Genomic DNA, 18,152 nt, shown 5'->3' on the forward strand with positions numbered 1-18,152 from the left:
AAGTTTACAATCTAAAGCTTTACTTTTAGCCCGTTCACATTCATGCTTAGTCCCGTGGGCTGTTCCATTTGGAACGCCGTAAAGGGGTGGTGGCATGGCGGTTTACGGGTACGTGCGTGTCTCGACGCTGACGCAGGCTAGGGAGGGCGAGAGCCTTGAGGCTCAGTCCCGACAAATAGAGGCTTACGCTGTCTCGAAGGGCTTGCAGCTGTCCGAGGGCGACATCTTCGTCGAGGCGGGCGTGAGCGGTGGGGTGGAGTTCCAAGAGCGCCCTGAAGGCGGGCGGCTTTACCAGCTCGTTCAGAGGGACGACCTAATCATCTTCCCCAAGCTGGACCGAGCGTTCCGCAACACTCGCAACGCGCTCAATGTCCTGCACGACCTGAAGGAGCGCGGGGTCCATATCCACTTCATCGACCTGGGCGGTGACGTTACCGGCAACGGCGTGGGCGCCATCGTCTTCACGATCCTTTCCGCGTTCGCCACGTTCGAGAAGGAGCGGATCGCTACCCGCATCCGTGAGGTCAAGCAGATCAAGAAGGCGCAAGGTAAGTTCACCGGAGGGCGGCGAGCTTTCGGTTACGAGGTGGTGGACCTCGTTAAAGTCCCCAAGCCTGACGAGCAGAAGATCATTGCCGAGATGCGGCTGCTCCGTAAAAAGGGTACGAGCTATCGTGGCATCGAGAAGTGGCTGAGCGAGAAGAAAGATATCAACATCTCGGCAATGGGCATCAGACATATCCTCAATGACGCGCACTAAGCCATTGCCCGTTCTGCACATATACACCCGCGTCTCCACGGCAGCACAGGAGGACAAGGGTACGTCGCTGGCTTCTCAGGAGAAGCTAGGGCATGAGCGCGCTAAGGCACTAGGGTTCGATGCAAGGGTCTGGAACGAGGGCGGCAAGAGTTCCAACCATGAAGACATCTCGGGGCGTCCGGTGCTGCAGGCGCTTGTCAACGAGGTCATGAACGGGGATGCAAAGCATATCTTCGTTTACGACCAATCGCGCCTATCGCGCAATGACAACGTCGCATCCCTGATTCGGTACCAATGTAAGAAGCATGGCGTAACGCTCTACACGAAAGACGGGACATACGACTTCACCAACGCATCCGACACGTTGATGAAGCAAATTCTCGATGCAATGGCTGAGTTCGACAACGCTGGCAGAGCTGAGCGGACGAGGTTAGGCAAGTTGCACCGTGTCAAGCAGAACCAATGGCATGGCGGTCCGCCTCCATTCGGCTATCGCCTTGATAGCAAGAAGCTGGTGGTCGAGAAGGCTGAGGCTATCAAGGTCAAGGAGATCTATCAGCGTTACGCATCTGGCGAGTCAACTCACGTCATCAAGAAGTTCTTGGACAAGAGCGGAGTGCTTCCGAGACGCGGTGGAACATGGACGCTAGGCTCCATCCTTAAAATCCTAGAGAACACGCACTACGTCGGCTACTACACGTACCGAGATAAGAAGTCGGACGAACAATTCCGCATTGAATGTAGTCCGATCGTGCCTGCTGCAATCTGGCAGGCGACGCAAGAGAAGCGGAAATCCATCCTAGAGCGGAAGGGTCAGGTCAACCGCACGAAGCATTTCTACCTCCTGCGCGATCTGATGTACTGCGGGTTCTGTAATGCCCCTCTTGGCGCAAGGACCAAGCCTGCCAAGAACGAGCACTTCTACTACTGCCCGATGAAGGAGCGTAGCTGGAGGAATGGAATCGAGCCGAAAGTGAAGCACTCCAAGAAGGATGGGTGCGGATTCGCTCGGTCGATGAACATTGAGCAGGCGGATAGGTTGGTCTGGGATGTTGTCGTTGACATCCACTCGAAGTCGAGCTTGCTCAAGGAAGAAGTGAAGAAGCGGCTAGTGGGCGGAATTGTGTCACCAGACACCGGCTACGAAGCCACTCAAAAGAAGAACGAGAAGGGCATCAAGCTGGCAGAGAAGGACCTTCAGCGCGCGGACGAAGCAATCGCCGAGCTGGAAGTGGAGCACAGGCTCGGGCAGACCGACGCCAAGCTGTATCCACAAATCATGAAGCGGCTACGCGAGCAGCGGACCTCTATCCTGGCTCGCATCGAGACGCTGCGAGAGGGTGTCAGGAACCAGGTTCAAGAGCGAAAGTGGGTCGATTGGGTAAGGGCGTTCGGTGATGAGGTCAAGCTCAAGTCGAAGCTGACGCCGGAGGAGCGGAAGGAGTACCTTCGGGGCATGATCGAGCGGATCGACGTGAAGTACCTCGCGGACACGAAGGAGCATCAGCTCGAAATTCGCTTCGTGAAGCCAATCGTGGGCGACGGACGTATCCCGCAGCAGCCCAAGGGCTATAAGTTGAGGAAGGGGTCTGCCAGTAAGCTGGTAGTGCTGCCGATGCGGGGTCCGCCGGGAAAACGGTTGACCCCCGTTGGAAACAATTCCGTTACGGTGGAGTGAGTACGGCTGTCACGGCCCTGTAACTGCGGGCGTGGAAACTCCCTCCTGCAGCCCGGTCCTCTCTCCCCCGACGCTGCGACGGAGCCCGGCCCTGTGCCGGGCTTTTTCTTGGCCGTGTGTACACGGCCGGGACCGCCGAAGACGGCGAGCAGGTGCGAAAACCGCCTGTCAGCGGCCTCCGCAGGCAGCGTCACCCCGAGGGCCGCCGGGCGGTTCCAGGCCACTGGCAATATGCCACAATCGCCGGCGCATGGCAGGAAGCTGCAGGACCCCGACGTTTTGACCACCACATCCCCCGCGACATTCCCGTCCCTGTTTTCGGTGGTGCCGGCCGGCATTTTCGGTCCGCTAGCCTCGGCCAACCGCCAGAACTACTGGGCGCTGCTGTGCCGGCTGTTCGACGAGTTCTTCGGCCCGGATGCGCCGGTGCCGCCCAGCCACGGTTTTCCGCGCCGCGAGATCACCGCGGCGATCGAGCGCTACCTGCTGACCGACGATCCCTGGGAGGACGAGGACGGACAGGCGCCGGACGCGCCGCTGAACGTGCGGGCCGCGGCGATCCACGACCGCTTCCGCGATGCCGGCTGGCTGCGCCAGGAGCGCATCGGCGCGCGCGAGATGGTGAGCATGCCGCGCATGGTGGCCGAGCTGCTGTCGGCCCTGGTGGAGTTCTGCGAACAGGGGCCGACCTTCGTCCGCGCCAAGATGGGCTCGATCGAATCCCAGCTGCAGAAGGTGACCGACGGCCATGCCGACGGCGGCATTCTCGACGAGGCCGCCGACCAGGCGCGGCGCCTGCTGGTGTCGCTGGCCTCGATGAGCCTGCAGGTGCGCGACCTGATGCCGGAGCTGAGCAGGGCCGAGACCACCGCGCAGTTCGCCCGGCAGTGGTTCGAACGCTATGTCGGCCAGCTGTTCATTGGCGACTACGCCGAGCTCCACCGTGCCGACCATCCGATGGCGCGGCGCAGCTCGATCCTGGCGATGGTGCAGCAGCTGGAGGCCGGCGCGCAGCGCGAGGCGCTGGTGGCGTGGTACCGCGACCACCTCACTGGTGGCGATGAAGCGCGCGCGCAGCAGCGCCTGTCACGCAGTCTCGGGCGCCTGCGCGAGCTGGAGCGGATCGACGAATACCTGACCCGGCTTGACGAGGACATCCGCCAGGCCAACCGCCGCGCGCTGGCCTTTCTCGACTACCGCCTGCGTGCGCCCGACAAGCTTGACGTGCTGCTGCGCCGCGCCTGCCGTGGCGTGCTGTCCGCGCCGGAGGAGGTGCTGCGCCTGCCAGTGGCGCCCGGTCCGTTGATGGACGAAAGCCGCCTGCGTCCGCCGCACCGTAAACCGGTGCCGATTCCGCGCAGCGCCAACGTCACCGCGCCGCCCACGCCCGAGCAGCTGGCGCGGCTGTCGCTGCTGCGGCGGATGAAGCGCGCGCGGCTGGTCAACGCCGAGGACATGGCGCGCTATGTCGGTCGCCATCTGCAACGCGCCGCGGTGCTCGACTCGGACGCGCTGGATATCGCCAGCATCGAGGACCTGCGCGCCTACCAGACCCTGCTCACGCTGGCCCTGCGTGGCAACCGCATCGGCGGCCTGCGCCGCGAGGACCCGCTCGGCCGGGTGCTGCGCGGCTTCCGCGTCGAACTGCTCGCTACCGGCGATACCGACACCAACGATTACCTGCGCGGCCCGCGCTTCCGCATCGTGCGGGTCGGCGCCAAACTTCCGGAAACCGCATGAAACGCAGCTGGAACACCCTGAGCCAGATGTCCAACGGCACCTACACGGTGCAGGACTTCGAGCGCGCCGCCTATCGTCTGGCCACCGAGCAGGTGCTGTACGCGGCCGACACGCGCACCCGCGTGGCCTACCACCTGGTCGAAGACCACTACTCAGATTTCGTCGCCGCCCTTGAGCCGCTGGGCATCCGCCTGGAACGCAACGCGCATTACCGCTACGTGGTGGCGCTGCCGGTGCATGGCGAAGGCACGCCGGTGACGCTGGATGAAACACTGGCCCTGCTGGTACTGCGCCAGCGGTACGACGAAGCCATGCGCCAGGGCCTGATCGAGGATCACGGCGAGGTGGTGGTGGAACTGCCCGAGCTGCAGGAAAGCTGGCAGGCGCTGACCGGCCGGGCGATGCCCGATACCGGCACGCTGCGCGCCCTGGCCCGCAACCTCAAACGCTGGGGCGTATGCCGGCTGGTGGAATCGGAAGGCGATGATCCGCAGCCGTTCCACCTGCGTGCGCGTCCGGCGATCGTGGAGATCGTCGGCGAGCAGTGGCTGCAGCGGCTGGACCAGCACAATCGCGACGACGACGGCGTGGAGACGGAGGACGACGATGCAGCAGCTTGAACGCATCCACCTGGTCCAGTTCTTCCTGTTCGAAGCGCAGAGCCTGCAGCTGGATGCCACCAGCGCGATCATCGCGCCCAACGGCGCCGGCAAGAGCGCGCTGCTGGATGCGTTGCAGATCGTGCTGCTCGGCGGCGACCGCAGCCGTATCCGCTTCAATGCCCAGGCTGGGGGCAGCCACCGCGCGCGCACCATCCGCGACTATTGCCTGGGCGTGTTCCGCACCGGCGAGGAAGGCCGCAAGCGACGCACCGCCACGACCTACATCTCGCTGGTGTTCCGTGACACCGCAAGCGGTGAGCCGCTGACCGCCGGCATCGCGCTGGGTGCTTCGGTCGATGAGCCCGAGCACCGGGTGCATGGCCTGTACCTGCTGCCAGGTGTGGCGCTGGAGCTGGACGAGCATCTGGAACGGATCAATGGCAAGGAGCTGCCGCTGGCGTGGAACACCTTCCGCGAGCACGTCACCCGTCGTTGCAAGGATGCCGGTGAAACCCCGCAGCTGCATCCCAATGCCGAACGTTTCCTGCGCGACCTGCTGCTGCGGTTGCGGGCCGGCCCGTCGGTCACTCCGGATCTGAACGCCTACCGCAAGGCGTTCCTCAATGCGCTGAACCTGCAGCGCGTGGAGGACGTGGACCTGTTCGTGCGCACGCTGGTGGCCGAGGACCGGCCCACCGACATCGCCCGTTTCCGCGCGCTGCTGGAGAGCTTCCGCCTGATCAAGGAGAAGATCGAGCAGGTCAAGCAGCGCATCGACGCGGCCGAAGGCGTGGAGCGGCAGTACGAGAAGATCGCCGGCCAGGCCACGCGCGCCGCGTCGGCGCGGGCGCTGGCGGCCGAATACGCGCGCGACCTGTACAGCGAGCAGCTGGACCAGGCCGAAGGCGCGCTGGCCGAGGCGGAGAACACGCTGGTCGATACCCGCCGTCAGCTGGCCGATACCCGGGTCGAACGCGACACCCTGCGCGAGGAGCAGGCCCGTGCCAACGCGCGTCTGCAGGGCAGCGAGGGCTACGGTGAGCAGGCGCAGCTGGACGAACTGTCCGGCCGCGACCGCGACCGTCTGGCGCAGCTGAAGAAAGACCTGGCACGTGAGCTGGCATTCGCCGGTGAGCAGTTCCGCCAGCTTGACGCGCTCGCGCTGGAGGGGGTCGACAGCGACGCATTCGCCCGTGTGCGCGGTCAGTGGGAGCAGTGGCACACCGAGTTGCTGGCGCTGTCGGCCCAGGCTGCGTTGCCGTGGACGCCGGAACAACTGTATGCACAGGCGCGGCAGGCGCTGCGCGCGGCCGCGCCGCTGCGCGAGCAGGTCGATCGCCACGCCCGCCAGTTGCACGGTGCCCACGACAAGGCCCGCGAGGCGCTGGAAACCGCGCGGCAGAACCAGAAGCGGCTGGCGGCCGGCCAGGCCGAGCTCAATCCCGACACCGTGCGGCTGATGAGCTATCTGCGCGACGCCGGCATCGATGCGCGCCCGGTGTGCGATCTGGTGCGGGTCAGCGACGGCGCCTGGCAGTACGCCATCGAGGGTTACCTGCGCAGCAATGTCGAGGCGCTGCTGATTCCCGACCAGGACGAGGAGCGCGCGGTCAAGCTGTATCGCGGGCTGTCCGGCGGGCGTGCGGTCTATGGCGTGAAGCTGGCGCTGTCCAGCCAGGCACGCAATTCGCGGGGGGCCGAAACGCCGTCCGCCGGCAGCGTCGCGGCGCTGCTGGAAGGCGTCAACGCCGATGCACTGGCGTTCCTGCGCCGGCAGCTGGGCGAACTGCGCTGCGTGGAGACCGAAGCCGAGCTGGTGCGCAGCCGCCAGGGCCTGACCCGTGACGGCCTGCTCTCGCGCGGTGGCAGCATCGAACGTCTGCGCTTGCCGGCGGCCACCGATCTGCGCATCGGCGCGTCGGACAACCGCGCGCGGTTGCGGGTGCTGCACGAGGAAATCGAGCGGGCCGAGCAGGAATTGCGGCAGATCGAGCCGCGGCTGCGTCGTGCCGATGACTGCCAGCGCGGGCTGGCGCGCTTGGCCGATGCCGACGCGGTGGCGCAGGCCCTGCACGAGCGCGTGCTGGAGCACCGTCAGGTCGCCGAGCGCTACCGCAGTGCGCAGGAAACCCGGCGCGCCGCGCTCGACCCGGATCTGCTGCATCTGTCCGAGCAGTTGCGGGAGCTGACCGCGCAACTGGGCCAATGTGAACAGCGCGCCGATGCGCTGGTCGGCAAGGAAGCGGTGGCGGCGTCGCAGCTGGAGCGCACCCGCGGCTTGCTGGAGGGCCTGCGCCAGCAGGAGGCGCTGGTGGTGCGTCGCGCGGTGGACGCCTTCGCCGATCCGGACGTCGACCCGAATCGGGTCGAGCGGCAACGCGAGGAGCTGGACGAGAAGTATCCGTCGCTGGAAGAGCGGGCCCGCCGGTGCGAGGAGCGCGCCAGGGACAGCGATGCGCAACTGGCGCGGCTGCTGCCCGAAGCCTGGAGCGGACTGGCGCAGTACGCACGCGATCACGCGCTGGAGCTGGAGTTCGATGCCAGTGCCTGGCGGCCTGCGCGCGGCCTGCTGCAGCGTGAGCTCACCCAGCTGCGCGACACCGAACTGGTGCAGTACGAAGCCGAGGCGCAGCAGGCCTACGCCACGGCGGTGGACACCTTCCGCACCGGCGTGGCCTCCACGCTGTATGACAACTTCACCCGGCTCAAGACCCAGATCGCCACCCTCAACCGCACCCTGCGCAGCAGTCCGGCGTTCTCCAACAACGAGCGCTACCAGTTCCACTACGAAGTGGTGCCGGAGTTCCGCGAGTTGCATCGCTTCATCCAGCGGGCGGCCGATATCGGTGGCGAGGACACCCTGTTTGAAAGTGCCGGGCAGGTGCCCGAGGCGTTCCGCGCGCTGGTCGAGGACAAGGCCGCGGCACATGTGGCCAATTCGCCGCTGGACGACTACCGCCGCTTCTTCCGCTTCGAGGTGCAGATCCGCCAGGAGGACCGCGTGATCGGCAGCCTGAGCGAGCGCATGCGCTCGGGTTCCGGGGGTGAGCATCGGGCGCCGCTGTACGTGATCGCCGGCGCCGCCCTGGCGGCGGCCTACGGCAAGAGCGAGGCCCAGCCCGGCGGGCTGGGATTGATCCTGCTGGACGAGTTCGGCGACAAGATCGACGCCCAGAACGCGCGCGCGATCACCGGCTACCTGCGCTCGCTGGGCCTGCAGCTGGTGCTGGCCGCGCCGGATACCGCGCAGGGCACATTGTCCGGTGTGCTCGACAGCTACATCGAGCTGTTCCGCGACGGCGAGCTGCTGCAGGCCGAACGGATCGAAGTCACCGAAGCGGCGCGCACGCTGCTGTTGTCCGACCAGTTCGACCTGCATCCGGAACTGCTCGCCGCAGAGACCGAGCGCATCGCGCGCGAGCAGGCGACTGTGTGAGCCAGATGCCGGGCGGCGGACAGGACACGCCGGCCCGGCGCGTCCTGGAACGTCTGCTGCGGCGCGCCGAGGCGGCCGCGCTGGCCGGTGACCCTCAGCCGGCCAGCTTGTCGATGACCGGTAAGCGCGATGCTGCCGAGTACCGCGCGTTGCGCGGGATGGCCGATTTCGACGCGTTCCACGGCCGTATTGCGTTGGCCGAGCGGTGCGGCGCGATCACGGTCGAACGTGATCGCCACCGTGACGACGGTGAGCGCCTGTTGCGGCTGGGCGTGCGCGATGCCGCTGCGCTTGCGCATGACCTCGGGGTTGAGCTGCTGCACGAACGGGTGGTGCGCGCCGAGGGGTTGCTGGCCCGCTGGCAGGCCTCGGCGCCGGTGGTCGCCCGGGTCCTGGCGGCGTGGCGCGGCGGCGGCAAGGTGCGTGGGAAGGGTCCGGATGCGGCCGGTGATCTGGCTGCGGCCGCGCAGGCGGTGGACACCCTGCTGGCCGCTGCGCGCAGCGACCAGATCCTGCGCAAGGCCAGCACCCGCCTGTTTGGCGACAGCAAGCGGCTGGAGGCGCTGACGCCGTGGCTGGACCTGCTGGTCACCGGTGAGCTGTTTCCCAGCGGTCTGGAGAACGGGGAGATCTGGGCGGCGTTGGGTTTGCGCAAGGAGCCGCAGCCGTTGCTGCTGGCCGGGCCGGGGGTGATCGCGCTGGATGATGGCAGTGGCCATGTACTGCCGCAGCGCTGGTTGGGATTTCCGGTGGATGCCATAGGCGGTATCACCACCGGCGCACGTGCGCTGCTGAGCATCGAGAACCTGGCCAGCTTCCACGAAGCGGCCAGCTCACGCGGCCAGGCGCCGGTGCTGCTGCTGTACACCGGCGGGATGCCGTCGCCGGCCTGGCGGCAGGCCTATGTCCGCCTGCTGGCCGGATTGCCGGACGACGCGGCGGTGTATCACTGGGGTGATATCGACCGGGGCGGCTTCCGCATTGCAGCCAGACTGGCCGAGGCGGCTTCGGACGGCGGACGCCGGCTGCGGCCCTGGCTGATGGCGCCGGACACGTTGCCGGCGGAGTACAGGGCCGCTGGCCAATGCCCCGCGCCGGCGGTGCTGGCCACGATGTGCGAGTGGGCGCGCCGTGCGGGCTGGCCCGAGGTGGCGGCCGGGCTGCAGCGCACGCCACTGCTGCTGGAGCAGGAGCGCCTGCCCCCGTTCCTGCCGTGGGCCGACGGCGCGGGAATGAACCCGGAATAAATGGAACGCCGAAGCGAGTACCCTTATGGCCTGCTGGGGGGCACTGGATATCAGCGGCCCCTGCGCCCGTTGTGTGGAGAGTATCGATGCCGTCGCCAATAGTATCCGCGTCCCCACTGCCAACCCCGGCCGATGGTCTGGGGGCTGCTGTGACGGGTGGGGGCAGCTGATGGTGCCGGCCGAGCAGGACCCGGCCGCCCGGGCGTTTGCCGCCAAGGTGGTGGAGAGCTACAGCGCCGAGCTGCAGCGCTTCCTGCGCCGGCGGGTCTATGACGCACAGGACCTGGGTGATCTGGTGCAGGAGGTCTATCTGCGGCTGCTGCGGGTGCAGAACATCGAAACCGTGCGCAACCCGCTGGCGTACATCTACGGCATCGCCGGGCATGTGGCCAGCGAGTTCAACATGCGCCAGCGACAAGGGCGGATGGTATTCGACTCGACCGTGGTCGAATCGCTGACCGAGAACCCCGAATCGCCGCAGTTCGTGGAAGGGGGCGGCTTTTTCGAGCGCCAGGTGGGTGATGCGCTGGCCCAGTTGCCGGCCAACCGGCTGGCGGTACTGCTGCTGGAGCGCCGCGAAGGGCTGGGCCATGCGGAAATCGCCGCGCGGCTGGGGCTGAGCGTGCACACCGTGAAGAAATACAGTGTGGAAGCGCTGGCGCATGTACGCGCCAGTCTGGAACGTTGAACAGGATGTGGTCCGTGCCCCGTGCCGGCATCGAGTGACATTATGAATATCTACCGCACATCGCCAGAGCAGACCCGGGAGCGCGCCGCACGCGAGGCGGCCGAGTGGCTGCAGGTCATGCGCGGCGGCCCCACGGCTGCCGAGCGTGCGGACTTCTCCCGCTGGGTGGCGGCCTCGCCGCTGCACCTGGAAGAGCTGCTGATGGCCGAGCTGGTCGAGCGCGAGCTGGCGGCCAATGGCGCACTGCAAGCGTTCGATCTGGACCAGGTCGTTGCCCTGGCGCAGGCCATGGACAACGTGGTGCCGCTGCGCGCCGAACAGCCGGCACTGGCCACCACGCCGGTGTCGTCGCCCCTGGCGCCCTCGCGCCACCCTCGCCGCCGACGCTGGGGGATGGCCCTGGCCGCCAGTGTGGTGCTGTGTGCGGCTGCGGGCATCGGGTGGCGACTGGCCGTCCCGGCCGCGTCGGCCCAGGAATATGCCAGCGCCATCGGCGAGCAGCGCACCCTGGTACTGGCTGACGGTTCCACGGTGCTGCTGGCACCGGCCTCGCACATCGCGGTGCAGTTCTCCGACGGCGTACGCGATATCGAGCTGCGCGAAGGCGAGGCCACCTTCGACGTCGCGCACGACACCGCGCGCCCGTTCCGGGTGCATGCCGGCAACAACACGGTGCAGGCCGTGGGCACCCGATTCACGGTCAACCGCCTGCCCTCCGGAACGCGGGTGGCGGTCACCGAGGGCAAGGTCAAAGTGACCGCCAGCAAGACCGGCTGGCTGCAGTCGCTGTTGGACGAGCCGCCGGCCACGATCATCGACAAGGACAGTGTCGCGCTGGAGTCGCTGGGTCGCCCGGCGGCGTTGGCCGCCGGTGAGCAGGCCCGTATTCCCCAGGGGCAGCAGGCGTTGCTGCGGATGCCGCTGGAAGTGCCCAGCGCAGCACCGGGCAGCCTGCGCCGGTTGAATTTCCGCAACGACACGCTGGCCGATATCGTCGCCGAGTTCAACCGCTACAACCCGCGTCAGATCGTGGTCGAGGACGAGCAGGCACGCCAGCAACGCTACAGCGGTGTGTTCAACGCCGATGATGCCGAATCGTTCCTGCAATTCCTGGAGTGCTGCTCGGCGCTGCGGGTCAGTCGCGAGCCCAATCGCAGCGTGGTGACGCCGCTCGCCGAGGGCACAAGCCGTCAGTAAGCCGCGGTACAGCAGGGATCCGGATTTTTTCGAAAATATTTTTGTCGGCGAGTACCCTTTTCGCCCCTTTGGACACACGGATGTAACAAGAGGCTGGTTTCGCATGGCGCGGAGCCGGTGGCTCGACATCCAGTCGATGGTTCACTCGGGGCGATCTATCTATGTGTTCTCGCAATAGCTTTCGTAAAAGTGTTCTGGTCCAGGCGGTCGCGGTCGCATTGCTGGCCGGTACCGGTACCGCTGCATTCGCACAGGAACAGGTAGCCGCGCCGGTGGCCGTTGAAGCTGCCTCGCGCGAGCTCGATATCCCGGCGCAGCCGCTGTCCTCGGCGCTGGAAGCCTTTGCCCAGCAGACCGGTCTGCAGATCGTCTACGGTACCGGCGCCACCGCCAGCAACGAACGTTCCGCGGCGGTGGTCGGGCGCTATACACCGGCCCAGGCACTGGAACAGCTGCTTGCGCCCACCGGGCTGGACCACCGCTTCATCAACGACAATACCGTCACCGTGCGCCCACGCAGGGCGGCAGGCGAGGAGGTTGCCACCGCCGATCGCGCGGGTGCCGAAACGCTGGAAACCATCAACGTCACCGGCACCTATCTGAAGAACATCGATCCGGCCTCGCCGTTGATCGTGATCGACTCGCAGCTGATCGAAAGCCGCGGCTACGCCTCCATCGAGGATGTGTTGCGCAATCTGCCGCAGAACTTCTCCAACCGCACCGGCAGTTCGCGCGCGCTGGGCGAGCTCGAATACGGCAGCACGTATGGCGATGGCCAGTCCCTGCTGGGCTCCTCCGGTGCCAATCTGCGTGGCCTGGGCAGCCGCTCCACGCTGATCCTGGTCGACGGCCGGCGCCGTGCCGCCTCGGCACAGGGGCAGGGGGCCTATACCGACATCTCCTCCATCCCGGTCTCGCAGATCGAGCGCATCGAAGTGCTCAGTGACGGCGCCAGCGCCATCTACGGCTCCGATGCGGTGGCCGGGGTGATCAACATCGTGCTCAAGCAGTCCTACGACGGCACCACCGCGCAGCTGCGCCACGAGAACTCCAGCAACGGTGCCGATGTATCGCGTCTGGACCTTGCCCATACCTTCGGTTTCAAGAGCGGCCACCTCACCGCGGCCATCGGCCGTGAGCGCACTTCGCCGGCCGACGTCAATCAGCTGATCCACGTTGGTCCGGGAGGGCGCGGTGACCTGACCGATCTCGGTGGCGTCAACGGGCGTACGCGCAACAAGGGCCAGCCTGGGGTGGTGTACGAGTCGGAAGACTATGGCATCGGCTACCACTTCATGGGCGAGGTGATCGGGGTGATTCCCGGTGGCCAGAACGGGACCGCGCTGGATCCGGACAGCCTGCTGCCCTACGACCCGGCCACGGCACCGACCATCTACGAGCGGGGTCGCATCGGCGCCAAGGTCGACAACACCCATGCCCGCTTCAGCGGCGAGCACAGAATCAACGAAGACCTGCGCCTGAGCTATGGGATGAGCTATGTGCGCCAGTTGAACAAGGAAGTCTGGTCGCCGACGCTGTTCGATTTCAACCTGTTCGAGGGCGGCTACAACGTTTACGTGCCCGAAGCCAATCCATACAACAGTTTTGGCCGCGATGTGCTGGTCGGGTATTCGTTCGCGCGCGAGTTCTCGGACATGCGTCTGAGCGAGGACCAGAAGCAGACCAATATCGATGCCCACGTCGGCATCGACGGCAAGTTGCCGTTCGCCAAGGGCTGGGACTATGAGCTGACGTTCAGCGCCGGCCGCGAGAAGGGCCGTACCGATGCGCTCGCCGACCTGACCGGCTCGATGGGCATGGACGGCTACGAACGCACCCAGGCAGTCCTGCAGGGCCTGAACGTGTTTGGCGACGGGCGGGATGAGGCGGTTGTCGCGCAGAACCGCAAGCTGCTGGAAACCCTGGTCGAGCGCTATGCCTACAACTTCCAGTCGCGCTCCAACGTGGTCGATGCGCTGACCCGCGGCGAGCTGTTCTCGTTGCCGGCCGGCAAGATCGAGGCGGCGTTCGGTGCACAGTACCGCGAGCAGAATTTTGCCCACGAGAGCAACCTGGGCGAGCGCCTGCTGGTGGAAAGCGACGGTACCTCGAAGGCGCTGTTCACCGAGATCGGCATTCCGCTGCTGAAGGACCAGCCGTTTGCCAAGCTGCTCAGCCTGACCGTGGCCGCGCGCCACGAACGCTTCCAGCAGAACGGAAAGAACGCGCTGCGTGACAGCTCCTATGGTCTTGGCCAGCTCGGCGGCTTCGATATCGAGGCGATGACCGGCACCGTCAACAACGGTGGAGACGACCTGACCGGCACCGGCACCCACGTGTCGCGCGGTTTCAGCCGCACCAGCCCGCTGGCACGCCTGTCCTGGAAGCCGCTGGAGCAACTGCGGGTGCGTGCGACCTGGGGCGAATCGTTCCTGGTGCCGCAGGCGCAGCAGCAGTTCGGCCAGTTGACCCTGGCCGATTACACCGGCCGCCTGATGTTCGGCGGCGTGCCGCTGCCCGAGGGCGTCAGCCAGGTGGTGGCGCTGACCGGTCCCAATGTCAATCTCAAACCGCAGGTGGCAACCACCAGCACCTACGGTTTCGACTGGACGCCGGACTTTGCCAGTGGTCTGCAGCTGTCGGCGACCTACAACCAGACCAAGTTCGACAACTACATCGGCGATCCGCTGTCGGGCCTGACCCTGAGCCAGGTGTTCAGCAACCTGGAAAACATGCCCGAGGGCATGTTCACGACGGGGGAGAACGGGGTGCTGCTGTGGGACAACCGCGCGGTCAACTTCCTGGGCCGCCGTTCGCGCAGCATCGACACCGCCGCCAGCTACTACTTCGGCAACGACTGGGGTGACTGGCGCGTGGAGTTCAACGCGGTGCGTACGCTGGAGCTCAGTGCGCGTTCGTTGCCGTCATTGCCGACACTGACCTATTCGGACAGCGAGCTGGGTCCGAGCAAGTGGGCCGGCGACCTGTTCGTCGGCTGGGAAGACAACTCCTGGTTCGCCTCGCTGGGCGCGCACTATTCGGCCGCGCACCGCGTGCTGTATCCGTTGTCGGCCACCGCCAACGACTACAACGATTTCACCCCGAACGAGAATCCGCGCACGCGCTCGGCCTCCTACACCACCTTCGATGCGCAGGTCGGCTACCGCAAGCTGCAGCGCGAGGGCTGGCTGGGCGGGGTGACGGCGCGGCTGGGCGTGCAGAACATGTTCGATCGCGCCTATCCGTTCGTCGACAACATCAACGGCTTTGTCTCCAACCGGGTGAACATCCGCGGTCGGGTGTTGTACCTGGATATCAAGAAAGAGTTCTGAGTCCCCCGGGCCCGCGCCCTGGCGGTGCGGGCCCTGTTTGCCTTCCCGCGGCCATTGTCACCGGTCATCCGGCGTGCCGTATCTGATTTCAAGGATTACTGATGAACCTGTTCTCTACTTCATTGCGTGCCGGCGTTCTTGCTGGCGCGGTTCTGCTGGCCCTGGGGCTGGCCGGTTGCAGCCAGGGCGAAGCGCCCGCACCGGTCCCGGCGGCCGCCGATGCCAAGCAGGCCTACAGCATCCGCGGCACGCTGGACGGATTGAAGGACGGTGAGGAAATAGCATTGCTGGTACCTTCGCAGGTGAGCGACCCGCTGGATATCACGCCGGTGGCCAAGACCACCGCGCAGGGCGGCAGCTTCGTCCTCAGCGGCACGGTCGAGCAGCCGGTACCGGCGCTGCTGCAGCTGGGCAAGCAGGGCACCGCCAAACTGGTCCTGGAAGCCGGTGAGCTGCGTATCGAAGCCGGTGAACTCGGCCCGGTGGCCAAAGGCGGGACCTATACCGAGCGCGTCTACGGCTATCTGCAGCATCCGGACTATGTGGCCGCCTACAAGGCCAACCGCGAGGCCAACCGCACCGCCTTCGCCAATGTCGATGAGACTGACGAAGAGGCGATGAAGCGGGCGCGTGCATCCACGGTGCCCGCCTTCACCCACCTGCATCAGGTGAAGAACGACTACGACCGCGCGCTGCTGGAGAGTGATGCGCCGGACATGCTCAAGCTGCTGGTGCTGTCGGAGAACTACGACTGGAAGCGCTACGACCAGGCGCGTCGCGAGCAGATGCTGGCCCAGTACGCCAAGACCCTGGGCCCGCACCCGGTGATTGCGCAGATGCGGCACGCGGCCGAGGAACACCGGAAGTCCATGCAGCTGGCCGAGAAGTTCGGCCCCGGCAAGCCCTACGCCGACATCACCGCGGTGGATGTCGATGGCAAACAGGTCAAGCTGTCCGAAGTGCTGGCCAGGAACAAACTGGTGCTGCTGGATTTCTGGGCGTCGTGGTGCGGTCCGTGCCGTGGCGAGTTCCCGCATCTGCTCAAGGTTTACCGCGAGTTCCATCCCCACGGCTTCGAGATCTACGCCGTGTCGCTGGATGAAGAGAAGCAGGACTGGGTCAAGGCCATGCACGAGGAGGGCGGCACCACCGATCTGCCGTGGATCAACCTGCAGGCGCCCGGCTTTGAAGCCTCTGCCGCACAGACTTATGGCGTCACCCAGTTGCCGCAGAACTACCTTATCGCTTCCGACGGCACGATCGTCGGCGTCGGTATGCGCGAGTGGGATGTGGAGCGCGCAGTGCGTGCGCAGATCAAGAAGACTGAAAATGCGCAGGGGCTCTGAGTTGCTGTTGCGCATACTGCTGGGCCTGCTGTTGGCAGGCCTGCTGCCCGCCGTTGCCAGTGCCCAGGTGCAGGCTTCGCTGGTCGCGGTGGAACAATCGATCCAGCCCGGTCAGCCGCTGACCGTGGCGCTGCGCATGGAACACCGTGAGCACTGGCACAGCTTCTGGAAGAACGCCGGTACCGGACTGCCCACGCGCGTGCAGTGGGAGCTGCCGGAGGGCTGGCACACCGGGGCGATCCAGTGGCCGACGCCGGTGCTGGTGCGCGACCGCGAGGGCAACATCACCGGGCACGGCTACGAGGGACTGCTGCATCTTCCGATACAGCTGACCGCGCCCGCGGGACTGCGGCCGGGCAGCGAGGTCGAGCTGAAGGCGACGGCCCGCTGGCTGATGTGCGAGACGGTGTGCATTCCGGGCAAGGCGCAGGTGTCGCTGCGGCTGCCGGTCAGCGCCGATGCGGCACAGGCCGATACGCAGGTGCAGGCGGCGCTGGCGGCGCAGCCGATGCCGGCAAGCAGTGACGGCTGGCAGCTGGCGGCCACCCGCGCGCCCGACAATCTGGCATTGCGGGTGCGTGCGCCGGCCGATATCGCCGAGCTGCATTTTTTCCCGGCCGACAGCTTCGTCTCCTACAAGATCCCGCAGACGATCGGCAACCGCGGCGCGCGCGCGCTGCTGAAACTGCCGCTGGATCCGGCCGAGCAGATGGCCGATGACGCGCGTCTGCGCGGGGTGCTGGCGTATACCGATACGCAGGGCGTCTACCGCGGGGTCCAGGTCGATGTGCCGTTTTCCAGTGAGGCCGAGGCGGCGGCACTGATCAGCCTGGACGATCTGGGCAACAGTGGCGAACCGGCCAGGGCCGATAGCGGGCCGGTGGCCCTGTCGATGACGGTGCTGCTGTTCGCGCTGCTCGGCGGCCTGATCCTGAACCTGATGCCGTGCGTGTTCCCGGTCCTGGGCCTGAAGGTGGTGGGTTTCATCGAGCAGGCCGGCAATGACCGTCGCAAGGTCACGCTGCACGCGCTGATGTTCACCGCCGGCGTGCTGCTCTCGTTCTGGGCGCTGGCCGGCGTGCTGGCCATGCTGCGCGAGGGCGGCCAGCAACTGGGCTGGGGCTTCCAGCTGCAGTCGGCACCGTTCGTGTTCGGCCTGACCCTGGTGATGCTGGCGTTCGCGTTGAACCTGAGCGGCGTGTTTGAAGTGGGAGTGCGCGCCACCAGCATCGGCTCGAACCTGCAGACGCGCAGCGGCATCGGCGGCAGCTTCTTCTCCGGCATGCTGGCCACGCTGGTGGCCACGCCGTGCAGCGCGCCCTTCCTGGCGCCGGCACTGGGCGCGGCACTGGCGTTGCCGACCGCGCAGGCGTTCGTGGTGTTCACCGTGATCGCGCTGGGTCTGTCGCTGCCGTATCTGCTGCTGTCGGTGTTCCCGAAGCTGGTGGATCTGCTGCCCCGTCCGGGCGTCTGGATGGTGACGTTCAAGCAGCTGATGGCGTTCCCGCTGTATGCCACCGTCGGCTACCTGGTGTGGGTGCTGGCCGGACAGTTGCAGGAAGCGGCGCTGTTCAACGTGATCGGCGCGCTCACCCTGGCCGCGTTCGCACTGTGGCTGTACGGGCGGGCCACCCGTCCGGGCGTGCAGGGAACGCGTGCCGGTATCGGCATGGGCGCCGCCGTGCTGGCGCTGGTGCTGGCAGTGGTGCTGGGCTGGCCGCGGGCACAGGCACCGGACCAGGTGCAGTGGGAAGCCTGGAGCAGCCAGCGCGTGCAGGAACTGCAGCGCGAAGGCCGCGGTGTCTATATCGACTTCACCGCACGCTGGTGCGCCACCTGCCAGGTCAACAAGAAGGTCGTGTTCAGTTCGGAACGGGTCCGCAGCTATTTCCGCGACCACAACATCGCCACGCTGAAGGCGGACTGGACCAATGCCGATCCGCTGATCACCGCGGAACTGGAGAAATGGGGCCGCAGCGCGGTGCCGTTCAACCTGGTCTACCGCGCCGACGGCAGTGCGCCGCAGGAGATGCCCGAAGTGCTGACGCCGGACATCGTGCTGGCCGCGTTTGAAACCCCCTCCCCCCGCAGGCAGGACTGAACGGTCATGTCTGGAATATCCACGC

Annotated in this window: 11 protein-coding genes; all 11 read left to right on the plus strand. The window is 66.4% G+C overall.

Translation table 11 applies throughout. The features are described 5' to 3' along the window. Positions 1-94: 94 nt before the first annotated feature. Complete coding sequence (locus ACVOMC_RS06130) at positions 95-760, plus strand: recombinase family protein (RefSeq protein ID WP_481523234.1); 666 nt, start codon at positions 95-97, stop codon at positions 758-760. After that, complete coding sequence (locus tag ACVOMC_RS06135; protein ID WP_481523235.1) at positions 747-2,438, plus strand: recombinase family protein; 1,692 nt, start codon at positions 747-749, stop codon at positions 2,436-2,438. The genes ACVOMC_RS06130 and ACVOMC_RS06135 overlap by 14 nt, the downstream gene beginning before the upstream one ends. A gap of 279 nt (positions 2,439-2,717) precedes the next feature. Continuing rightward, positions 2,718-4,178, plus strand: coding sequence for a Wadjet anti-phage system protein JetA family protein (locus ACVOMC_RS06140; RefSeq protein ID WP_481523236.1), 1,461 nt, complete (start codon positions 2,718-2,720; stop codon positions 4,176-4,178). Further along, entirely contained in the window at positions 4,175-4,798 is a 624-nt protein-coding gene (locus ACVOMC_RS06145) for a DUF4194 domain-containing protein (protein WP_481523237.1), read from the plus strand. Before ACVOMC_RS06140 ends, ACVOMC_RS06145 begins: the two co-directional genes overlap by 4 nt. Then, positions 4,785-8,216 carry an SbcC/MukB-like Walker B domain-containing protein gene (locus ACVOMC_RS06150; RefSeq protein WP_481523238.1) on the plus strand — a complete coding sequence of 1,144 codons (3,432 nt, stop codon included), beginning with the start codon at positions 4,785-4,787 and terminating at the stop codon, positions 8,214-8,216. The genes ACVOMC_RS06145 and ACVOMC_RS06150 overlap by 14 nt, the downstream gene beginning before the upstream one ends. A gap of 5 nt (positions 8,217-8,221) precedes the next feature. Beyond that, positions 8,222-9,463 carry a Wadjet anti-phage system protein JetD domain-containing protein gene (locus ACVOMC_RS06155; protein WP_481523333.1) on the plus strand — a complete coding sequence of 414 codons (1,242 nt, stop codon included), beginning with the start codon at positions 8,222-8,224 and terminating at the stop codon, positions 9,461-9,463. A gap of 169 nt (positions 9,464-9,632) precedes the next feature. Next, on the plus strand, positions 9,633-10,151 hold the full coding sequence (locus ACVOMC_RS06160; RefSeq protein WP_481523239.1) for an RNA polymerase sigma factor: 519 nt from the start codon (positions 9,633-9,635) through the stop codon (positions 10,149-10,151). Between the two features lie 42 nt (positions 10,152-10,193). After that, a complete protein-coding gene (locus tag ACVOMC_RS06165; protein WP_481523240.1) occupies positions 10,194-11,348 on the plus strand; it encodes a FecR family protein in 1,155 nt (384 codons plus the stop codon). Between the two features lie 161 nt (positions 11,349-11,509). Beyond that, on the plus strand, positions 11,510-14,680 hold the full coding sequence (locus ACVOMC_RS06170; protein ID WP_481523241.1) for a TonB-dependent receptor: 3,171 nt from the start codon (positions 11,510-11,512) through the stop codon (positions 14,678-14,680). Between the two features lie 101 nt (positions 14,681-14,781). Then, positions 14,782-16,026 (plus strand): redoxin domain-containing protein, encoded by a 1,245-nt coding sequence (locus ACVOMC_RS06175; protein ID WP_481523242.1) that lies wholly within the window; start codon positions 14,782-14,784, stop codon positions 16,024-16,026. Next, entirely contained in the window at positions 16,010-18,127 is a 2,118-nt protein-coding gene (locus ACVOMC_RS06180) for a protein-disulfide reductase DsbD family protein (protein ID WP_481523243.1), read from the plus strand. The genes ACVOMC_RS06175 and ACVOMC_RS06180 overlap by 17 nt, the downstream gene beginning before the upstream one ends. Positions 18,128-18,152: the final 25 nt, after the last annotated feature.

Source organism: Stenotrophomonas sp. STEN014, from assembly GCF_056760315.1.

What these genes read in the sequence shown, in the direction of transcription:
- ACVOMC_RS06130 (WP_481523234.1), top strand. Translation starts at nt 95, where the DNA reads ATGGCGGTTTACGGGTACGTGCGTGTCTCGACGCTGACGCAGGCTAGG.
- ACVOMC_RS06135 (WP_481523235.1), top strand. Translation starts at nt 747, where the DNA reads ATGACGCGCACTAAGCCATTGCCCGTTCTGCACATATACACCCGCGTC.
- ACVOMC_RS06145 (WP_481523237.1), top strand. Translation starts at nt 4,175, where the DNA reads ATGAAACGCAGCTGGAACACCCTGAGCCAGATGTCCAACGGCACCTAC.
- ACVOMC_RS06150 (WP_481523238.1), top strand. Translation starts at nt 4,785, where the DNA reads ATGCAGCAGCTTGAACGCATCCACCTGGTCCAGTTCTTCCTGTTCGAA.
- ACVOMC_RS06155 (WP_481523333.1), top strand. Translation starts at nt 8,222, where the DNA reads ATGCCGGGCGGCGGACAGGACACGCCGGCCCGGCGCGTCCTGGAACGT.
- ACVOMC_RS06160 (WP_481523239.1), top strand. Translation starts at nt 9,633, where the DNA reads ATGGTGCCGGCCGAGCAGGACCCGGCCGCCCGGGCGTTTGCCGCCAAG.
- ACVOMC_RS06165 (WP_481523240.1), top strand. Translation starts at nt 10,194, where the DNA reads ATGAATATCTACCGCACATCGCCAGAGCAGACCCGGGAGCGCGCCGCA.
- ACVOMC_RS06170 (WP_481523241.1), top strand. Translation starts at nt 11,510, where the DNA reads ATGTGTTCTCGCAATAGCTTTCGTAAAAGTGTTCTGGTCCAGGCGGTC.
- ACVOMC_RS06175 (WP_481523242.1), top strand. Translation starts at nt 14,782, where the DNA reads ATGAACCTGTTCTCTACTTCATTGCGTGCCGGCGTTCTTGCTGGCGCG.
- ACVOMC_RS06180 (WP_481523243.1), top strand. Translation starts at nt 16,010, where the DNA reads ATGCGCAGGGGCTCTGAGTTGCTGTTGCGCATACTGCTGGGCCTGCTG.